The organism is Chryseobacterium sp. NG-CE01 (assembly GCF_055695505.1).
Map to the genome: position 1 here is coordinate 4,247,366 of NZ_CM146369.1, position 17,413 is coordinate 4,264,778.

Below are 17,413 nucleotides of genomic sequence, written 5' to 3' on the forward strand. Positions count from 1 at the left end.
CTTTTTCTTTTATTCTATGTTTTTAAGCAGAATCCATCCCGTCTTCAGTGCTGGTTTTTTACTTGCAGGATCTTCGAAACTCACCTGATACCAGTATGATGAGGTAGGCAAACGTTTTCCCTGGAAGTAACCGTCCCAATAAGGCTGAAGACTGCTTGCTTTGTAAACTTCCTTACCATAACGGTCGAAAATGGATGCTTTGAAATCTTTATTCTGATTTACTCCTCTGAAATCAATAATATCGTTAATGTTGTCTCCGTTCGGCGTAATAACATTCTGCATCACAAAAGTAAAATACTGAAGGAAACCTACACAGCTTGTTTTCTTAACTCTCACTCTGATGGATATTACCGTATTTCTTGGTACATTGCTGAATGTAATGGAGTTCTGCCATGTAAGGCCGTTATCAATAGAATATTCCAATGCTCCGTTGCTTGGGTTGCTCGCCGTAAGAACCATCGTTCCGCTCTCGGTGTAGTTTACATTGATGATCTCAGGAATAATGGCCTGAATAACCTGTGTTGTAAAGACTTTTGAGCAAACCCCATTGTTGATTGTTACAGAGTATGCTCCCGGTGTTCCTACAGAAATTGTCTGCGATGTATCTCCCGTATTCCATAAATACGTGTAGTTCGGTCCTGATCCTGCATCAAGAGTAATAACATCTCCCTGACAAATCATACCGCCTGAAAGATTGGATTTAATAGCAGGTACCACTTCTATAGTAAGAGAAGCCGGCTGCAAAGATTTACATCCCTGCGCGCCGATAGCGTATACGGAATAGGTCGTTGTCTGAGTCGGAGAAACTGTCATTGTCGCTCCGGTAGCAGTCATTCCTACCCATTCGTAGGTAGCACCGTTGGCTGCTGTAAGAGTGGTAGATTCTCCTAAGCATAATCTTACTTTTGTTGCGGTAAGCTGTGCGATAGGTGTGGTTTCTTTTCTTAAAGTTAACGTGACCATTTTGCTGCAGAAAGCACCGTTGGAAACAACAACATATAATACCTGTCCGTCGTTACCATTATAGCTGCTCACGGCAGCTGCATTCAGAAAATTATTATTTTGAGCAACCGCATCAGCCTGATTTACATAGTAACGCACAATAGCAGTGGTTGATGTGGTAATTAAAGGTGTAGCGTCATTTAAATTAAATGTGGAAACGGAAGGCGTCGTACAAAGCTTAAGGGTCGCATTCTGTGCCGGCGGCGTTGTTCCTCCCACAATGGTAATGACCGCAGAAGCAGGACACTGATTTCCGGGTACTGAAACTTTTACTTCATATGCACCGGGAGATGTTGCTGTATAAGATACATTGGTAGCACCATTAATGGCAACGCCATCTTTATACCATTGGAAAGTCATACCAGGAGCTACGGTAAGCTGTGCTGTTAAAACCTGTGGTGTATTGTCGCACATATTTACCGTATCCGGCAATACTACGCCGTTGGCATCCACAATTTTAATCCCGATATCAAAGGAGCCTCCTTCTAAGAAAACCGCAGAATCTAAAGTCTGGTCATTATAATCAGATAATACCATCTTAAAGTGATAGGCAACACCGGGAGTTACATCGGCAATTGCCGTTAAAGGTACCACTCTTCCGTTATAGTTCGTTTCAATGCTGGTTGTATTATATCCTGCAAAATAAGTGGGATTTAAAGCACCACATGCAAGTGTGCCTCCCCCGAATTGCGTCGCGGGACGTATATTCGTAACACTTACAGGACCTGCTCCCCCCGGAAGTATCGCAACATTGGTATAGGGACCTCCGGCTACCGGCCTGATAAGTAAAGCGAAAGCATCGGAAAAATTACAAGGGAAACCTCCTGTGTATTCTTCAGAAGCAAATATATAATTAAACTTTACCTGGTTGGAGTTGGGTACAAAATCAAATTCAAGGGCTACTGCATCACGCTGATTGTTAATATTGGTATTGGTTGCAGCAGCGAGATCCGCATCTCCATTTTGAGAGATTGTACCTGCAAGATTAGCAGCAATAGCAGCATTTCCTGCCTGTCTTGCAAAACCTGTAGTCAAAACAATTCCGTCTTCAAAGGGGAAATTGGTTGTTCCTTTGTGGAAATATCCCCAAAACCTGTCATTATTGGTTACTGCCTGATTGGGCGTTACTGTTACATTGCTTACATTCGGTGTCGCACAGCTTGATGCTCCGTTAATAAGAACCTGCTGAACAAGCTGCTGAATAGTATAAGACGATTCCGGGTACGGCGGCACATTCACATCAATAAAAGCTCCTGCCTTCATACTTTCCGAACTCAGTTTTACTTTACCGTTTTTTCTTGATGCATGCTGGGCAGCAGCAGATCCTGAAATCAAAAGCAACACCAAAAAGAAGAAGTAATTTTTCAGTCTATAATTTAACATTTTTTTGTTGTTTGTTCAAAAATAATAATTTTTCGTCTAAAAATTAATAAGAAATGAAATAATTACAATAAAAAACCAATCTATTTTACCAAATTGATACTTATCAGATAATATATCTGTTATAATAAAAAAAAGACTAAATTTTATTAGCCTTTTTGTAGAGTTAATATTTTATGTAAAAAAATTACTATTCATTTTTAAGCTCATCAATTTTACTCTGAAGTTCCTGAATTTTATCTTTCAGCGCTTTGATTTCGTTTTTGTTTGAGCTTACATTACTTTTCAGCATGACATTTTTTGCGCGTTCGCTGTGGTCGTCTTCATCTTCTTCTTCATTGATTTCCTCAATATCTTCCTGGATATCTTCGATGTCTTCATTAATCTCCTCAATATCCTCACTGATCTCTTCAATATCTTCGCTGATCTCCTCGATATCTTCCTGGATGTCTTCAATATCTTCCTGGATATCTTCAATTTTTTCATGGCTCTTGTTTACCGACATCTGAATAAAAATGGCAAGGTAAATGGCTTCAAGAGACACTACCGTAGTGAGAATGAGCAGCATTTTATCAAATTCCACAAGCCCCAGCAGAGGAAGCAGGAACGAAATAATAAAAAACAACGTGTGTGCAATAAGTGACGGAATAGAGCCTATCCACCAGGTTATTCCGTTGGCTATTTTTTCTAAAACCTCAGTTCTTTCTTCGTGTTTTTTCATTGTTATGCTTTTATAATAATTCTTTAGTAACCCCTAACCCGAACAGTGCAAAATCATATTTTGCAGGATCTTCCTCATCAAATTTCCTGATAACAGCATCCAGTTCTTCTACCGTTTTCCAGTCGTTTTGCGTTCTTGAAATCAGCCCTAATTTCCTGGAAATATTTCCTGTATGCACATCCAGCGGAATGGAAAGGTATCGCTGATCTGTATTCTCCCAGATACCAAAATCTACACCACGTTTGTCTTTGCGTACCATCCACCTCAGAAACATGATTATTCTTTTGGTGGACGAATTTTTATACGGTGAGCTTACATGTTTATGACTTCTGTGCTTTTCGGTTCCGAGAAAACTGCTTCTGAAGCGTTCTACCGAATGCAGGAAGCTGGTTTCCGATTCGTTGAGCCTGAATAAAACTTCAAGACTTTCATTTTCACGATAAATCCGGTTAAACTGTTTAATAAAATACGTAAAGTCTTCGGCGTTAAAAGTACGGTGTATGCTTTTATTTTCAATTAATTTCAGGTCTTTTTCCGAATGATTCAAAACAAAATCATACGGCGTATTTCCCATAATATCCAGCATTTTCTCGGCAGATTTTATAATTGCTTTGCGGTTTCCCCACGAAATGGTAGCTGCCAGAAAACCTGCTATTTCGATATCCTGCTTCAGCGTAAATCGATGCGGAATCTGTATAGGATCATTTTCTATAAACTCCGGGCGATTATACTGATCTGCTTTTTCATCCAGGAAAATTTTTAATTCTTCAAATTTCAGCGTCATTTATTTTAAATTTTCACAGGTTCCAGTGCTTTCGGCAAGAAAGTATTGGGAAAAATAGTTCTCGCTTCATCGGTGAAAACCGTAAGATCTGCATATCGATTGGAAAAATGTCCCAATATCAGTTTTCCGACCTCAGCTTTTTTAGCAATCATTGCCGCTTCAAGCGCGGTCGTATGGCCTGTATAATCTGCCATTTCCTTTAAATCATGCAAAAATGTGGATTCATGATAAAGGACCGTCACATTTTTAATAACCGGAATCACATTTTCAAGATAGCGCGTATCGCTGCAAAACGCATAAGAAACCGGAGGAATGGGATCCGTTGTAAGAATTTCATTTTTAAGGACGTACCCATCGCTTAATACGAAATCTTTTCCGGCTTTGATATTGTGATAATCGCAGGTCTCGATCTCATTGTATTTGGAAATTTCCTGCATATTGAGATGTCTTTCTTTCGGTTTTTCCTTAAAAAGATATCCGTTGCAGTAAATTCTGTGATCTAAAGGAATGGTATGCACCTCTACCCTGTTGTCTTCATAAATTTTTTCGGAATAATCTTTATCCAGCTCATGATACACTACGTCAAAACCACGATGGGTTTCGGTAATGGTGAAGATGGTTTCCAGCATTTTCTTAATTCCTTTCGGGCCGTATACATGCAGCGGTGTTTCTCTTCCCAAAAGACGGAAAGAAGCAATGAGCCCCGGCAAACCGAAGCAGTGATCTCCGTGAAGGTGGGAGATGAAAATATGATTAATCCGTGAAAATTTCGCTTTTGCTTTTCTCAGCTGTACCTGTGTTCCTTCTCCGCAATCGATTAGAAAAGATCTTTCTTCCATTTCGAGAAGTTGTGCGGTAGGAGAAGAATTGATGGTAGGAATTGCTGAATTAAAGCCTAATATCGTTAAATAAGTACTCAAATCTATCGTTTATTGTATAAACAAATGTACGGAATTTAGGTAAGAATGAGGCTGAGATTTTATTAAGGTTGAGGTTAAGGTTGAGACTAAAGCAATTATTTTAAAAATCATTTGAAGATTTTATCTCGCTTTGGAATGAATCAGATTTAATTTCTTTAACCTCCTCCTACCCTGCTAATCTTTCAGAAAATCAAGGAACAGATCCAGTGCCTGCTTTCTGTGACTGATCTTATTTTTATCCTGAGGATCCATCTCTGCAAAGGTTTTATCATATCCTTCAGGAACAAAAATAGGATCGTAGCCAAAGCCTTTAAACCCTTTATTTTCATTCAGCAGATTTCCGTGCACTCTTCCGTCGAAATATTTTGCACCGTTTTCATCATAGTAACATAAAACAGTGATGAAATAGGCTTTTCGGTTTTCTACACCCTCCATTTCAGACAATACTTTTTCAATATTTCTGGCAAAATCATGGTCTCCGGCGTAACGTGCTGAAAAAATCCCCGGTCTGCCGTCCAAAGATTCTACAACCAGGCCGCTGTCGTCTCCAAGGCTCGGAATTCCTGTTTTTTCGTAACAGTATTTTGCTTTAATCAGGGCATTGGCATTGAAAGAGTCGCCGTCTTCCACAATTTCTTCATGTATATCATAGTCCGTAAGGCTTTTTACAATAAAACCATCACCCAGAATCTGCTGAATCTCTTCTTTTTTGTGTATGTTGTGGGTGGCTACCAGTAACTCCATATCCTTATTCATTTATATTTATTTTTTAATTTAAATAAACAAATGCGAAACACTTGTTCATTTAATTTTATTTAAAAATCAGTTTATATTTAAATTTCAGAATAATGCACTTTATATTTCCTTGTAAACAGATAGTAAAACACGGAAAAAAGCAGAATTCCGACTATAAGTATTACCCATTCGGGAATTTTAAAAGCATCTGCAAAACTTTCGTTTTTCGTATACGCAATCAATATGGTTGAACATAAATTATTAAACCCGTGCAACAGCATTGGCAACAATAAAGATTTTGTTTTATAATAAACAACACCGAGCACACATCCCAATAAAACCGCCCCTACAAACTGCCAGGGATTCCCATGAACCAAACCGAAAATTACGGATGCGGAGATAATAGCCTTCCATGGCTCCACACCTTTATTGATAAGACCTTTCTGAATAATTCCGCGGAAAACAATTTCTTCAAAGATAGGCGCACATATCACTGCAGTAATGATCATTATGACCGGATCATCGGTAAGCTGCTCCATCAGTTTTGTGAAGAATTCATAATATTTCCCGAAAAAAGGACCTGTTGTGGGAATTTGTGCTGCAATAAATTCTGCAATAAACATCATTCCGAGCATCATAGGAAAAATCAGAAGATAGGTGTAGAAATTAGTGGGCGAAAAATTGAAATTCAGCTTTTTTCCTGTTTTTGGTCTTACGATAAAAAAATCAAAAAAGGCGATAGCGGTAAGAAATCCTGCGGCATTGGAAAGCATTAAGAACCATTCTTTATACTGCAGACTTTCTTTGAAGGTAAACATCCAGAAGATATTAAAAAATGATACCGCCATGGTACCAACTACCATCCCGGCCACCAATAGAAGTCCGCCTATCCATGTAAATGTAAACTTCGGATATCTGCTGTTTTCCATACTTTATACTCAGATTTATCGGGCAAAGATAGAAGTTTTTAAGAAGTTTCTTTATTGTTTGAATAATGAAGTACAAAAAAACATCTGCATTTTTTTGAGGTACAGATCTCTTCCTGAATGAAATCATTTTCAGATTCCATTAAAAATTACGATTTTTGCAACTTCAAAATACGATATGTCAGACTTAATCAAAGAAATAGAGAAAAGAAAAACTTTCGGGATCATTTCTCACCCCGATGCCGGAAAGACGACGCTTACGGAAAAGCTGCTTCTTTTCGGAGGGGCCATCCAGGAAGCGGGAGCGGTAAAATCCAATAAAATAAAAAAGGGAGCTACCTCCGACTTCATGGAAATTGAAAGACAGAGAGGGATCTCCGTAGCAACTTCCGTACTTGCTTTTGAATACAGGGATCATAAAATCAATATTCTTGATACTCCGGGACACAAGGATTTTGCTGAAGACACGTACAGAACTCTAACTGCCGTAGACTCGGTGATTGTTGTAATAGACGTTGCAAAAGGGGTTGAGGAACAGACTGAAAAATTGGTGCAGGTGTGCAGAATGCGAAATATCCCGATGCTGGTTTTCATCAATAAGCTTGACCGTGAGGGTAAAGATGCATTTGACCTTCTGGACGAGGTTGAGCAGAAATTGGGATTAACTGTTGTTCCGCTTTCATTACCGATCGGTATGGGAAGTGATTTCCAGGGAATTTACAACATCTGGGAAAATAATATCCAGCTGTTCCTGGAAGAGAAAAAGCAGAAAGTTGGTGAAGCTATTAAGTTTGACGATATTAATGATGCTTCTATTGATGAAGTAATCGGCGAAAAGGCAGCTGCTACTTTAAGAGAGGAACTGGACCTGGTACAATCGGTTTATCCCGAATTTAATCGTGAAGATTATATGAAAGGAGATCTTCAGCCGGTGTTCTTCGGTTCGGCATTGAATAATTTCGGGGTACGGGAATTGCTTGATGCTTTCATTGATATTGCACCGATGCCTCAGCCAAAAGAAAGTGATACGCGTCTGGTAAAGCCTGAAGAGAATCTGTTCACCGGTTTTGTGTTCAAAATACATGCGAATATGGATCCGAAGCACAGAGACCGACTGGCTTTCGTGAAAATTGTTTCCGGAACTTTTAAAAGAAACGAAAATTATTTACTGGTAAGAGAGGGCAAAAAAATGAAGTTCTCTTCACCTAACGCATTCTTTGCAGATAAAAAAGAAGTGGTGGAAGAAAGTTTCCCCGGAGATATTGTGGGACTTCATGATACAGGAAATTTCAGGATCGGTGATACACTGACAGGTGGTGAAAAGCTGAATTTCAAAGGAATCCCGAACTTCTCTCCTGAACATTTCAGATATATTAATAACAGCGATCCTTTAAAGGCAAAACAACTCGCAAAAGGCATCGATCAGCTGATGGATGAAGGTGTTGCACAGCTGTTTACGCTGGAAATGAACGGCAGGAAGATCATTGGAACGGTAGGTGCCCTTCAGTATGAGGTAATCCAATACCGTCTGGAACATGAATATGGTGCAAAATGTACTTACGAACCGCTTTCTATGCACAAAGCGTGCTGGGTTGAGGCAGATGAGAAATCTGATGAATTTAAAGAATTTGCAAGATTGAAGCAGCGATTTTTAGCAAGAGACAAATACAACCAATTGGTTTTCCTCGCTGATTCTTCGTTTACCATTCATATGACCCAGGAAAAATTCCCGAATGTGAAACTGCATTTCATCAGTGAGTTCAGGAATGCTTAATTAGAAATAATTAATTTAAATATTTAATCCGCGGAATTTTCTGCGGATTTTTATTTTCTAAACAATCCGGTTATTATTATATCTGAAAAACTTTTTGTAAAATAGTTAAAATTATTTTACAAAACCATCAAAATCAAATCTTTATCAATTTACATCTTCAAAACAAACCTTTTACAATCTTTACAACAATTCCACTCCTAATTTTACTTCATCGAAAAAATTAATCGTATGAAAAAATTCATCTTACTTGTTGCCGTATCGGGAACATTCATCATGTGTAAAAAAGGAGAAGCAACATCTTCGCAGCTGGAAAATACAATCAGCTCAGCAGACAGCACTATTTCTGATGCGTCTGAAAAAATCAGTACAATTGATCATGAAGCGAATGCCGCACTGGATTCTGCTAATGTAAAAATCAAAGACTTTCAGCAGGCCGGAAATGAAATTAAAGATCATATGGAAAGTACTGCAAAAATGGTGGATTCTCTTTCTGAAAAAATTTCATCGGTAAAATTGGAAACGAAAGCTGAAAAGAAGGATTCGGCAAAGAAAGAAAGCAATATTGTAGTGAATGTTCCGGCTCCGAAAGTTATTAAAGAAACTAAAATCGTTTACAAAAATTCACCCAAAAAAGAAAATCCTGAATTGATTCAGCAGAATAGATTCATCAAAAAAGGAACATTAGAACTTAGCGTAAATGATGCGGAAACTGCAAAAGAAATTGTAAAGGATGAAGTTGCCAAATACAGCGGCTTTATAAGAAGTGAAAGTGTTTCCCTGCAAAATGATGATAGGAAGACAGCGTACCTGAAGGTAAAAGTTCCCATTCAGAAATTTGATTACCTAATGTCTGATCTCAACTACAATCTGGGAACGGTGGAAAATATGAACATCGAAACTTCGGGTCATGATATGCTTGAAAATACGATGTGTGAAATTGATATTACTCTTTACGGACAGACAGCAAACACTGCAGATGATAAAAAGCCGGAAACGCTGGGCGAACAATCCTTTGCCGCCATATCTTCGGGCTGGAATGTGATTACTTCCGTATTCCTGTTCATACTTCCGCTGTGGCCATTGTTTCTTATCGTAGGAATAGGCTATTATTTTTATAAAAAACGAAAGACTACGGATAAAAATTTGTAACCAAAAGTAGCGTACTATTTTATTTTTAATAATATTTTAATCGGAATTCCGTTTCTTCAATAATTGTTATGTATAACTTTGTATTGTTGAATTAATTAAATTCATAATTTAACTTATGTTAAAGAAATCAATCAAAACAATAATTAAAACAACATATTATTAATATTTTGTGGTTCGTGTGAAAGTAAAAAGGCTCCCATTTCTGAGAGCCTTTTACTATTTCATTTTTATTATTAAGCAATTACTTTGCAATGCTTCTTGAGATTACGATCTTCTGAATTTCGGAAGTTCCTTCATAAATCTGAGTGATTTTTGCGTCTCTCATCATTCTTTCTACGTGGTATTCTTTTACATATCCGTATCCTCCGTGAATCTGTACAGCTTCTATCGTGGTATCCATTGCTACCTGAGAGGCATATAATTTGGCCATTGCACCACTTTCAGAAATGTCTTTTCCGGCATCTTTTTCTACTGCTGCTTTAAAGCAAAGCATTCTTGCCGCTGTGATTTGGGTTGCCATATCTGCCAGTTTAAATGCGATTGCCTGGTGATTGATGATCTCCGTTTTAAAAGCTTTTCTTGTTTTAGCATATTTCAATGCCAGTTCGTAAGCTCCTGCAGCAATACCCAATGCCTGAGATGCAATACCGATTCTTCCGCCGTTCAGAACAGCCATCGCAAAGTTGAATCCGAAACCGTCTTCTCCGATTCTGTTTTCTTTCGGAATTTTAACGTTATTAAAAATCAGGGAATGGGTATCACTTCCTCTGATTCCTAATTTGTCTTCCTTCGGACCGATCTCAAATCCTTCCCAACCTCTTTCAACGATGAAAGCATTGATTCCTTTATGTTTTTTCTCAGGATCTGTTTGTGCAATTACAATATAATAAGTAGCTGTTCCACCGTTCGTGATCCAGTTTTTGATTCCGTTCAGCAAATAATGATCTCCTTTATCTTCTGCAGTGGTTTTTTGTGAAGTCGCATCAGAACCTGCTTCCGGCTCAGACAATGCAAATGCTCCGATTACCTGTCCGCTAGCAAGAGGAGTAAGATATTTTACTTTTTGTTCTTCAGAAGCAAATTTTTCAAGCCCCGCACATACCAATGAATTGTTTACAGACATTACCACAGCTGCAGAAGCATCTATTTTTGCAATCTCTTCCATGGCCAACACGTAAGAAACACTGTCCATGCCTGCACCACCGTATTTAGGATCTACCATCATCCCCAAAAGCCCCATTTCACCCATTTTCTTTACCTGTTCTGCAGGAAACTTCTGGTCGCGGTCTCTTTCGATTACTTCAGGTAATAATTCGTTTTGTGCAAAATCCCTTGCTGCCTGCTGAATCATCAGCTGTTCTTCCGATAAATTAAAGTCCATAAAAATTGAATAATTAGATGGTCGCTAATTTACACTTTTTGATCAAATCTGAAAACAGAATTAAAATTTAAGTCTTAGTTTCTGAAAACCAGCAATTAAACAAATTTTAAAAAATAAATATATTGATTATAATATTGTTAAAATTTTACCTGAAAAAACCTGAGAAATAATATATAATTCAGAGCAATCTTCAGTAATTGTTAATTTCACCATATCATGTTCCCAATTAAAAAAAATGCTTATATTTAAAATCCTTTAACCCATTACTTATAACATCATGACCATAAAAAGATTATTCGATATCCCTCATTACGCATTAGAAACCTATCCAAAATCGGATATGTTTGTAACAAAATATCAGGGGCAATGGAAGAAAACTTCTACTCAGGAGTTTATCAATCAGGCCAATAAAATCTCACGCGGACTGTTAAAGCTTGGCATAAAGCCCGGAGATAAAATAGCGCTCATCACCACGAATTCCCGTACCGAGTGGGCGATTATGGACCTGGGGCTTTCACAAATCGGTGTCGTTTCGGTACCTGTTTACCCCAGTATCTCACCGGAGGATTATGAATTCATCTTTAATAATGCCGAGATCAAATACTGCTTTTTATCTGATAAGGATCTTTTGAATAAAGTAACCAAAGTAAAGCATAATATCCCTTCGCTGCAGGGCGTATTCACCTTTGAAGATATTACAGGGGCCGCAAACTGGAAAGAAGTAATTGATTTGGGAGAAGATGATTCTACACAGATTGAGGTTGAAGATCTATCCAATGCAATTAATCCTGAAGATCTGGCAACAATTATCTATACTTCAGGGACTACGGGCAGACCAAAGGGCGTTATGCTTACGCATCACAATATCGTATCCAATGTTTTAGGCTCTATCCCAAGAATTCCTAAGAAGAATAACCTTGATTATAAAGATACAAGAGTACTGAGCTTTTTACCAATATGTCATATTTTTGAAAGAATGCTTTTTTACCTCTTCCAATATAACGGCTTCTCGATTTATTTTGCAGAAAGTATTGAAAAAATGGGTGAAAATGTAAAAGAAGTAAAACCGCATTACATGAGTGTTGTGCCAAGACTGGTAGAGAAAGTATATGATAAAATATATGCAACCGGCTCATCGGCAGGCGGTCTCAAACAAAAAATATTCTTCTGGGCACTGAATCTTATTTCTAAAAAGAAAACAGTTTCTAAACCTTCCGGATTACAAGAGATAATTGCAGATAAATTGGTCTTCAAAAAATGGCGTGAAGGGCTCGGTGGTGAAATTATCACTCTGGTTTCGGGATCTGCAGCGCTCTCAACGCGTCTGAATCTGATGTTTCAGAATGCCGGAATCCCTATTTTGGAAGGTTACGGACTGACGGAAACTTCTCCCGTAATTTCCGTAAACGCTTTTGGGAAAATGAAAATAGGAACCGTAGGGCTTCCTTTGGATAATGTTCAGGTAAAAATTCAGGAAGACGGAGAGATCACGGTGAAAGGACCTTCCATTTTTAAAGGCTATTTTAAAAATGAAGAGTTGACAAAAGAAGTATTTACCGAAGACGGTTATTTTAAAACAGGAGATATCGGGCACGTTGACAGTGACGGTTTTCTTCAGATCACAGACCGTAAAAAAGAAATGTTTAAAACTTCCGGCGGAAAATATATTGCCCCTCAAACCATTGAAAATCTTGCCAAAGCCTCTAAATTTATTGAGCAGATCATGGTAGTGGGTGATGGCGAAAAGATGCCTACTGCGCTGGTACAGCCTGATTTTGAATTTGCCAAAAGCTGGGCACAGAGAAACAACCTGAATGTAGGATCAACGCCTCAGGAGATCGCAAAAAGCAAAGAGCTCAAAGAAAGAATTGAAAAAGAAATCGAAAATACAAACGAGCATCTCGGAAACTGGGAGAAAATCAAAAAGATCGAACTCACTCCCGAGATTTGGAGCATTGAAACAGGGCTTTTAACGCCTACTCTGAAGCTTAAACGAAAGGCCATTAAAGAGAAATTTATTGATCTTTACAACAAAATGTACGATCATAAGGAATAAAATAAACCGCTTCTGTTGAGGCGGTTTTATTCATTACTTATTTCTAAAGGGTTTTCGTATTTTTTGTTTTCATCCCTTTCCTTTTCTCTTTGTCGTATCATTTCCTGTCCTTTGATAATGGTAGTTCCGTAACTTGCCAGTACAGCGGCAGCATTGTCGTCAGCATTTTTTTGCGCTTGTTTTAATTTAGCCTGTGTTGTTTCTATAGCTCCGGTATATCTGCTTCTTCTAATATTGATAAATTTGCCTTTCAATTGAGAAACGGACAAGGATTTTACCAGTTCAAAATCGTAATCCTCTTTCTCGTCTGTTATTTTGATGATTAATCCCGGTAAACCACTAAATTTCATTGGACCGTACGGAAGTGGAATTTCAGGAGCATACCATGCGATCCAGTTTCTTCCTTTAAACTTCACTTTCGCTTTTTTACAGGTAATGGTATTAATTATTTTAGTTTCATCTGCAAGTTCCCAGCTTGATATTAAAGGTTGTTTATAGGTAAATAATGACATTGCCACGGAATCAAAATACTGTATATTTTCGTTGGTCTGGATGATAGTAAAATTGAAATTTGTTTTTGGAATAACCGCATCGTCATTGTAGCTAAGAGTTATGCTGCCATCATAATTTTTGGTCGTAACTCTTGAGTTTTGCATTACCGAATCTCCTTTCAATGATACAGCACTTGCAAAAAAAGCACGTCTGTGTCCTACCTGTAAGGTGAATAATTCTTCATATCGATTGTCTGTACGTTTATCGAACTTAGCTCTTAATCGATAAGTAAATTCACCTCTTAAACTATCCTTTTTGTATGATTGGGTATAATATAATACACTATATAATAACACTAAAAGTTGAAATATTTTTTTATGGTAATTCATAAGAGGTATGATTAATCTATAAATACACTTATAGTAGAATAATCCCACTATAAGTGCCTAATTTGTTTTAGTTAAGATTAGATGCTAAATGTTGAGCATCGGACCCCGAATAAGTAGGAGTTTTACAGTAATTTTTTTCAATTTCATCAACCCAAGCATTTGCTTGTTCAGCGGTCCAATCTTGAGTAGTCGTTGCTGTAAATCCACATTTAGTTTCCGCAATCCAAACCTGTCCAGCCTTTACTGTCTTGAGGTCTTCACGGGTTAATTTTTTAAATTTTTTCATTTTTTAAATAATTTTTTTTCACCTACTTATTTTGCTAAAATTTCTACAGTGAAACTTCGGCTTTCCTTTCGGAGAAAGGTTTTCGGTTTAGTCCTGCCCTTCTGTTGCAACATATTTTAATAATGAATCAGCAATGAATATTAATCCAATACCTTTCATTTATTTAACAGCTTGAGAAGATAAGCGATTGTGTTTTTCGAGAGTAAATATAATGAGAAATCATATGCTAAAAAACAATAATTCTATACAATGAGAATTATATTCTTGACTTTATTATTTTTTAACTTTATTTATTCATTTAGAATTCATTATGAATGTAAAATATTATTTATCGAAACTTAAAAAAAACAAAAAAGCCGCCTCCAATGAGACAGCTTCATATTCTGAAAAAATCGTTGTAATTAAAATTTAATGACCGATTTCATTTTTTCGTTTTCTTCCATTACCAGTTCGTCATCCACAAGAATTTTTCCTGAGTGTTCATCGATAATGATTTTCTTTCTCTGGGCGATCTCCATCTGCTTTTGAGGCGGAATAGTAAAGAATGAACCTTTTGGCGCTCCTCTTTCCAATCCAACTACAGCAAGACCGTTCGGAGAATTTGTTCTGATTCTGTTGTAAGAAGCCAGTAATCTTTCGTCGATCTTAGCAGCAAATACTTTAGACTGCTCGATCAGATATTCTTCTTCTTTCTGCGTTTCAGAAACCAAACCTTCGAGTTCTTCTTTTTTGAACTTCAGGTGATTTTTAAGATCGTCGATTTTTCCGTTCAGCTCGTCAAGCGTTTCGTTTTTGTGGCTGATCTTGGCACCGAATTCTTTAATTCTCTTTTCAGCAAGCTGAATTTCAAGTTCCTGATATTCAATTTCTTTACCTAATGCTTCAAACTCTTTATTGTTTCTTACATTATCCTGCTGAGATCTGTATTTTTCAATTAAAGTTTTTGCATGGTTGATTACTTCATGCTTGGTTTTGATCTGATCATCCTGATCTTTTATGTCTGCATGAAATTTTTCAGCTCTTTTTTCAAGACCTTCGATTTCAATCTCAAGATCCTCTACTTCGATTGGCAATTCTCCTCTTGTATTTCGGATTTCGTCCAATCTGGAATCAATGATCTGCAAATCGTATAAAGCTCTTAACTTCTCTTCAACTGAAATATCGTTGGTTTTTGCCATATTTTAAATGAAATAATTTACCGGGTTTGTTTTCTCAATAGATTTTGAGATTGCAAATGTACTAAATTTTTGTGACAAAATTTCAAATAATTGTTGAGTAACGAATTGCTCCGATTCGAAATGTCCTATGTCACAGATCATCATTTTGGATTCTGCCAGAAAAAAGTCGTGGTATTTCACATCTCCTGTAAGATAAGCATCACATTGCTTGGAAATTGCAGAGCGTATACCGCTTGCCCCGGAACCTCCTAAAACACCTACTCTTTTTATCTTTTTATGTGTAAAATCAGAATGTCTGATGACTTCAAGACTGAATTTTTCTTTGACAAATTTAAGGAAATCACTCTCGTCCATTGGCTCCTCAAAATCGCCGTACATTCCCAGCCCGGTGTAATGATTAGCGTTATCCAGACTGTAGATCTGATGTGCTACTTCCTCGTAAGGATGCGCCGATTTCATTGCTGCGACAATCTGCCCCTGTCTGTAACCTTCAAAAATAACGGAAACCATGTCTTCATCGGCATTTTCCCGGATATCCTGCTGTCCCGAAAACGGATCAGAACCTTCTTTTGGTCGAAAAGTTCCGTTTCCATTTACTGTAAAACTGCATTCATCATAAAATCCGATACTGCCTGCTCCTGCTTCGAAAAGTGCTTCTTTTACTTTTCCCGAATATTCCTGAGGCACGAAAACCGTCAGCTGCTTTAAATCATTTTTTTTTGGCTGAAGAATTTTAAGATTTTTAAGGCCTAACTGTTGGCAGATTCCTGCATTTACACCAAAAAAATCATTATCAAAAGCGGTATGAATTGCATATATCGCTATTTTATTTTCAATTGCTTTGATGACGGCCTTTTCAACATAGTTTTTCCCGGTGAGGGATTTTAACCCTGAAAAAATAATGGGGTGAAAACATACGATAAGATTGCAGTTCTTACGGATTGCCTCGTCCACTACGTTTTCCAGAGCATCATGACACACCAGTATTCCGCTTACGTTGCGGTCCCAGGAACCGCAGAGCAGCCCAACATTATCAAAATCTTCCGCTTTCTGCAAGGGAATGCGTTTTTCTATCTTTGAAACGACATCTCTAATTTTCATTTTATTCTGTATGTTTGTCACGAAAATAAGGATAATTTGTTATATTTAAAAAAACATTAAAATGGAAAGAGAACATAATCTTGTTCCGGAAGATGCCTGGTGGAAACGATATCTCTACAGAATCATTTACCGCTCCGATACAAAGCTCGGAAAACTGTTTGATATCATTTTACTGCTCCTGATCCTGATCAGTACGGCAATCATCATGATGGAGAGCATCCCCAAACTTGATAAAAAGTTCCACTATACTTTTATTATTCTGGAATGGATTATTTCCATCTTTTTTTCTATAGAATATGCTTTAAGAATTGCTGTTGTAAAAAATAAACGCCATTATATTTTCAGTTTTTTCGGAATTATTGATTTTTTGGCGCTGGTTCCTTTTTATCTGAGCTTTTTCTTTCCTGTTACCAAATATTTCCTGATTTTCAGAATGTTGAGAATGCTAAGGGTATTCAGGGTATTTAATCTTATGGATTTTATGAATGACGGTTTTGTTATTGTAAGAGCACTCAAGAACAGTTCCAGAAAGATTTATATTTTCCTTTTATTCCTGATTATCTTTTCAGTAATTGTAGGTTCTCTGATGTTTATGGTGGAAGGCGGAAGGCCCGGATTTGAAACCATTCCGCAATCAATCTACTGGGCAGTGGTTACGGTAACTACGGTGGGATACGGCGATGTTTCTCCCATTACACCTATGGGGAAGTTTTTTGCAGTTGTTCTAATGCTTGCCGGTTATTCCATTATTGCTGTCCCAACCGGAATTGTAACTGCGGAAATGCGGAACAAAAGACAGAATCTGGAAAAAATATGTGACCGTTGCGGAAATGAAGATATTGACGATGATGCCAGATACTGCAAACAATGTGGCAAGAAATTAGCTTAGTGTAAAATATTAACATATCTATTAACTAAATACTCACATCATGGAACCAAAAAAGAAAAATAAGCCAAATACTTTAGTAGTCATCCTGTTTTCTTTAATTGCATTAATGGTCATTGTTTATTTTATTCTTGTTACTTTCTTCCCGGCTGTTTTTGAAAGTCTTAATAGCGGAGATCTACAGCCTGTTTCTCCAAACAGATAATATTATTGAAATTTCTAAAAAGCAATAAAAAAGGCGATCTGTTGAGAT

At 37.4% G+C, this 17,413-nt stretch carries 16 protein-coding genes; 5 read left to right on the top strand and 11 right to left on the bottom strand.

All coding sequences use genetic code 11. The annotated features are described in order from the left end of the window. Positions 1–9: 9 nt before the first annotated feature. The 6 genes from ACYT6F_RS19355 to ACYT6F_RS19380 all read right to left on the bottom strand — a co-directional run bounded on the left by ACYT6F_RS19355 (position 10) and on the right by ACYT6F_RS19380 (position 6,471). Complete coding sequence (locus tag ACYT6F_RS19355) at positions 10–2,385, bottom strand: choice-of-anchor L domain-containing protein (protein WP_472599240.1); 2,376 nt, start codon at positions 2,383–2,385, stop codon at positions 10–12. 187 nt (positions 2,386–2,572) lie between these two features. Continuing rightward, entirely contained in the window at positions 2,573–3,103 is a 531-nt protein-coding gene (locus ACYT6F_RS19360; RefSeq protein ID WP_472599242.1) for a DUF1003 domain-containing protein, read from the bottom strand. A gap of 10 nt (positions 3,104–3,113) precedes the next feature. Further along, positions 3,114–3,887 (bottom strand): TIGR02757 family protein, encoded by a 774-nt coding sequence (locus tag ACYT6F_RS19365; protein WP_472599243.1) that lies wholly within the window; start codon positions 3,885–3,887, stop codon positions 3,114–3,116. 5 nt (positions 3,888–3,892) lie between these two features. After that, complete coding sequence (locus ACYT6F_RS19370; RefSeq protein ID WP_472599244.1) at positions 3,893–4,807, bottom strand: ribonuclease Z; 915 nt, start codon at positions 4,805–4,807, stop codon at positions 3,893–3,895. 174 nt (positions 4,808–4,981) lie between these two features. Next, entirely contained in the window at positions 4,982–5,563 is a 582-nt protein-coding gene (rdgB, locus tag ACYT6F_RS19375; protein WP_472599245.1) for an RdgB/HAM1 family non-canonical purine NTP pyrophosphatase, read from the bottom strand. A 77-nt stretch (positions 5,564–5,640) separates the two neighbouring features. After that, a complete protein-coding gene (locus ACYT6F_RS19380) occupies positions 5,641–6,471 on the bottom strand; it encodes a lysostaphin resistance A-like protein (protein WP_472599246.1) in 831 nt (276 codons plus the stop codon). Between the two features lie 175 nt (positions 6,472–6,646). Between ACYT6F_RS19380 and ACYT6F_RS19385 the strand changes: the two genes are divergently transcribed. Continuing rightward, complete coding sequence (locus ACYT6F_RS19385) at positions 6,647–8,242, top strand: peptide chain release factor 3 (protein ID WP_472599247.1); 1,596 nt, start codon at positions 6,647–6,649, stop codon at positions 8,240–8,242. A 228-nt stretch (positions 8,243–8,470) separates the two neighbouring features. Next, positions 8,471–9,391 (top strand): DUF4349 domain-containing protein, encoded by a 921-nt coding sequence (locus tag ACYT6F_RS19390; RefSeq protein ID WP_472599248.1) that lies wholly within the window; start codon positions 8,471–8,473, stop codon positions 9,389–9,391. Between the two features lie 241 nt (positions 9,392–9,632). Here ACYT6F_RS19390 and ACYT6F_RS19395 read toward each other — a convergent pair whose 3' ends face one another. Then, positions 9,633–10,772, bottom strand: coding sequence for an acyl-CoA dehydrogenase (locus ACYT6F_RS19395; RefSeq protein WP_169229735.1), 1,140 nt, complete (start codon positions 10,770–10,772; stop codon positions 9,633–9,635). A 277-nt stretch (positions 10,773–11,049) separates the two neighbouring features. Between ACYT6F_RS19395 and ACYT6F_RS19400 the strand changes: the two genes are divergently transcribed. Then, positions 11,050–12,828 (top strand): AMP-dependent synthetase/ligase, encoded by a 1,779-nt coding sequence (locus tag ACYT6F_RS19400; protein WP_472599249.1) that lies wholly within the window; start codon positions 11,050–11,052, stop codon positions 12,826–12,828. 26 nt (positions 12,829–12,854) lie between these two features. Here the strand turns inward: ACYT6F_RS19400 and ACYT6F_RS19405 are convergent, their stop codons facing one another. The 4 genes from ACYT6F_RS19405 to ACYT6F_RS19420 form a co-directional block, all read right to left on the bottom strand. After that, entirely contained in the window at positions 12,855–13,709 is an 855-nt protein-coding gene (locus ACYT6F_RS19405; RefSeq protein WP_472599250.1) for a GLPGLI family protein, read from the bottom strand. 67 nt (positions 13,710–13,776) lie between these two features. Continuing rightward, complete coding sequence (locus ACYT6F_RS19410; RefSeq protein ID WP_472599251.1) at positions 13,777–13,995, bottom strand: bacteriocin-like protein; 219 nt, start codon at positions 13,993–13,995, stop codon at positions 13,777–13,779. Between the two features lie 401 nt (positions 13,996–14,396). Further along, complete coding sequence (locus ACYT6F_RS19415) at positions 14,397–15,173, bottom strand: zinc ribbon domain-containing protein (RefSeq protein ID WP_472599252.1); 777 nt, start codon at positions 15,171–15,173, stop codon at positions 14,397–14,399. Positions 15,174–15,176: 3 nt separating this feature from the next. Then, on the bottom strand, positions 15,177–16,274 hold the full coding sequence (locus tag ACYT6F_RS19420; protein ID WP_472599253.1) for a Nif3-like dinuclear metal center hexameric protein: 1,098 nt from the start codon (positions 16,272–16,274) through the stop codon (positions 15,177–15,179). 61 nt (positions 16,275–16,335) lie between these two features. Between ACYT6F_RS19420 and ACYT6F_RS19425 the strand changes: the two genes are divergently transcribed. Together ACYT6F_RS19425 and ACYT6F_RS19430 are read left to right on the top strand one after the other, a co-directional pair. Beyond that, positions 16,336–17,163 carry an ion transporter gene (locus tag ACYT6F_RS19425; RefSeq protein ID WP_472599254.1) on the top strand — a complete coding sequence of 276 codons (828 nt, stop codon included), beginning with the start codon at positions 16,336–16,338 and terminating at the stop codon, positions 17,161–17,163. Between the two features lie 40 nt (positions 17,164–17,203). After that, the gene (locus ACYT6F_RS19430) at positions 17,204–17,365 is read left to right on the top strand and encodes a hypothetical protein (RefSeq protein WP_472599255.1); all 162 of its coding nucleotides are present in this window, start codon (positions 17,204–17,206) and stop codon (positions 17,363–17,365) included. The last annotated feature ends 48 nt before the right edge of the window (positions 17,366–17,413 follow it).

Excerpts from the sequence above, each read along its gene's own strand:
- ACYT6F_RS19390 (WP_472599248.1), top strand. The coding sequence starts at position 8,471 with ATGAAAAAATTCATCTTACTTGTTGCCGTATCGGGAACATTCATCATG.
- ACYT6F_RS19395 (WP_169229735.1), bottom strand. The coding sequence starts at position 10,772 with ATGGACTTTAATTTATCGGAAGAACAGCTGATGATTCAGCAGGCAGCA.
- ACYT6F_RS19430 (WP_472599255.1), top strand. The coding sequence starts at position 17,204 with ATGGAACCAAAAAAGAAAAATAAGCCAAATACTTTAGTAGTCATCCTG.
- ACYT6F_RS19405 (WP_472599250.1), bottom strand. The coding sequence starts at position 13,709 with ATGAATTACCATAAAAAAATATTTCAACTTTTAGTGTTATTATATAGT.
- ACYT6F_RS19420 (WP_472599253.1), bottom strand. The coding sequence starts at position 16,274 with ATGAAAATTAGAGATGTCGTTTCAAAGATAGAAAAACGCATTCCCTTG.
- ACYT6F_RS19365 (WP_472599243.1), bottom strand. The coding sequence starts at position 3,887 with ATGACGCTGAAATTTGAAGAATTAAAAATTTTCCTGGATGAAAAAGCA.
- rdgB (WP_472599245.1), bottom strand. The coding sequence starts at position 5,563 with ATGAATAAGGATATGGAGTTACTGGTAGCCACCCACAACATACACAAA.
- ACYT6F_RS19400 (WP_472599249.1), top strand. The coding sequence starts at position 11,050 with ATGACCATAAAAAGATTATTCGATATCCCTCATTACGCATTAGAAACC.
- ACYT6F_RS19410 (WP_472599251.1), bottom strand. The coding sequence starts at position 13,995 with ATGAAAAAATTTAAAAAATTAACCCGTGAAGACCTCAAGACAGTAAAG.
- ACYT6F_RS19360 (WP_472599242.1), bottom strand. The coding sequence starts at position 3,103 with ATGAAAAAACACGAAGAAAGAACTGAGGTTTTAGAAAAAATAGCCAAC.
- ACYT6F_RS19415 (WP_472599252.1), bottom strand. The coding sequence starts at position 15,173 with ATGGCAAAAACCAACGATATTTCAGTTGAAGAGAAGTTAAGAGCTTTA.
- ACYT6F_RS19380 (WP_472599246.1), bottom strand. The coding sequence starts at position 6,471 with ATGGAAAACAGCAGATATCCGAAGTTTACATTTACATGGATAGGCGGA.
- ACYT6F_RS19355 (WP_472599240.1), bottom strand. The coding sequence starts at position 2,385 with ATGTTAAATTATAGACTGAAAAATTACTTCTTCTTTTTGGTGTTGCTT.
- ACYT6F_RS19385 (WP_472599247.1), top strand. The coding sequence starts at position 6,647 with ATGTCAGACTTAATCAAAGAAATAGAGAAAAGAAAAACTTTCGGGATC.
- ACYT6F_RS19425 (WP_472599254.1), top strand. The coding sequence starts at position 16,336 with ATGGAAAGAGAACATAATCTTGTTCCGGAAGATGCCTGGTGGAAACGA.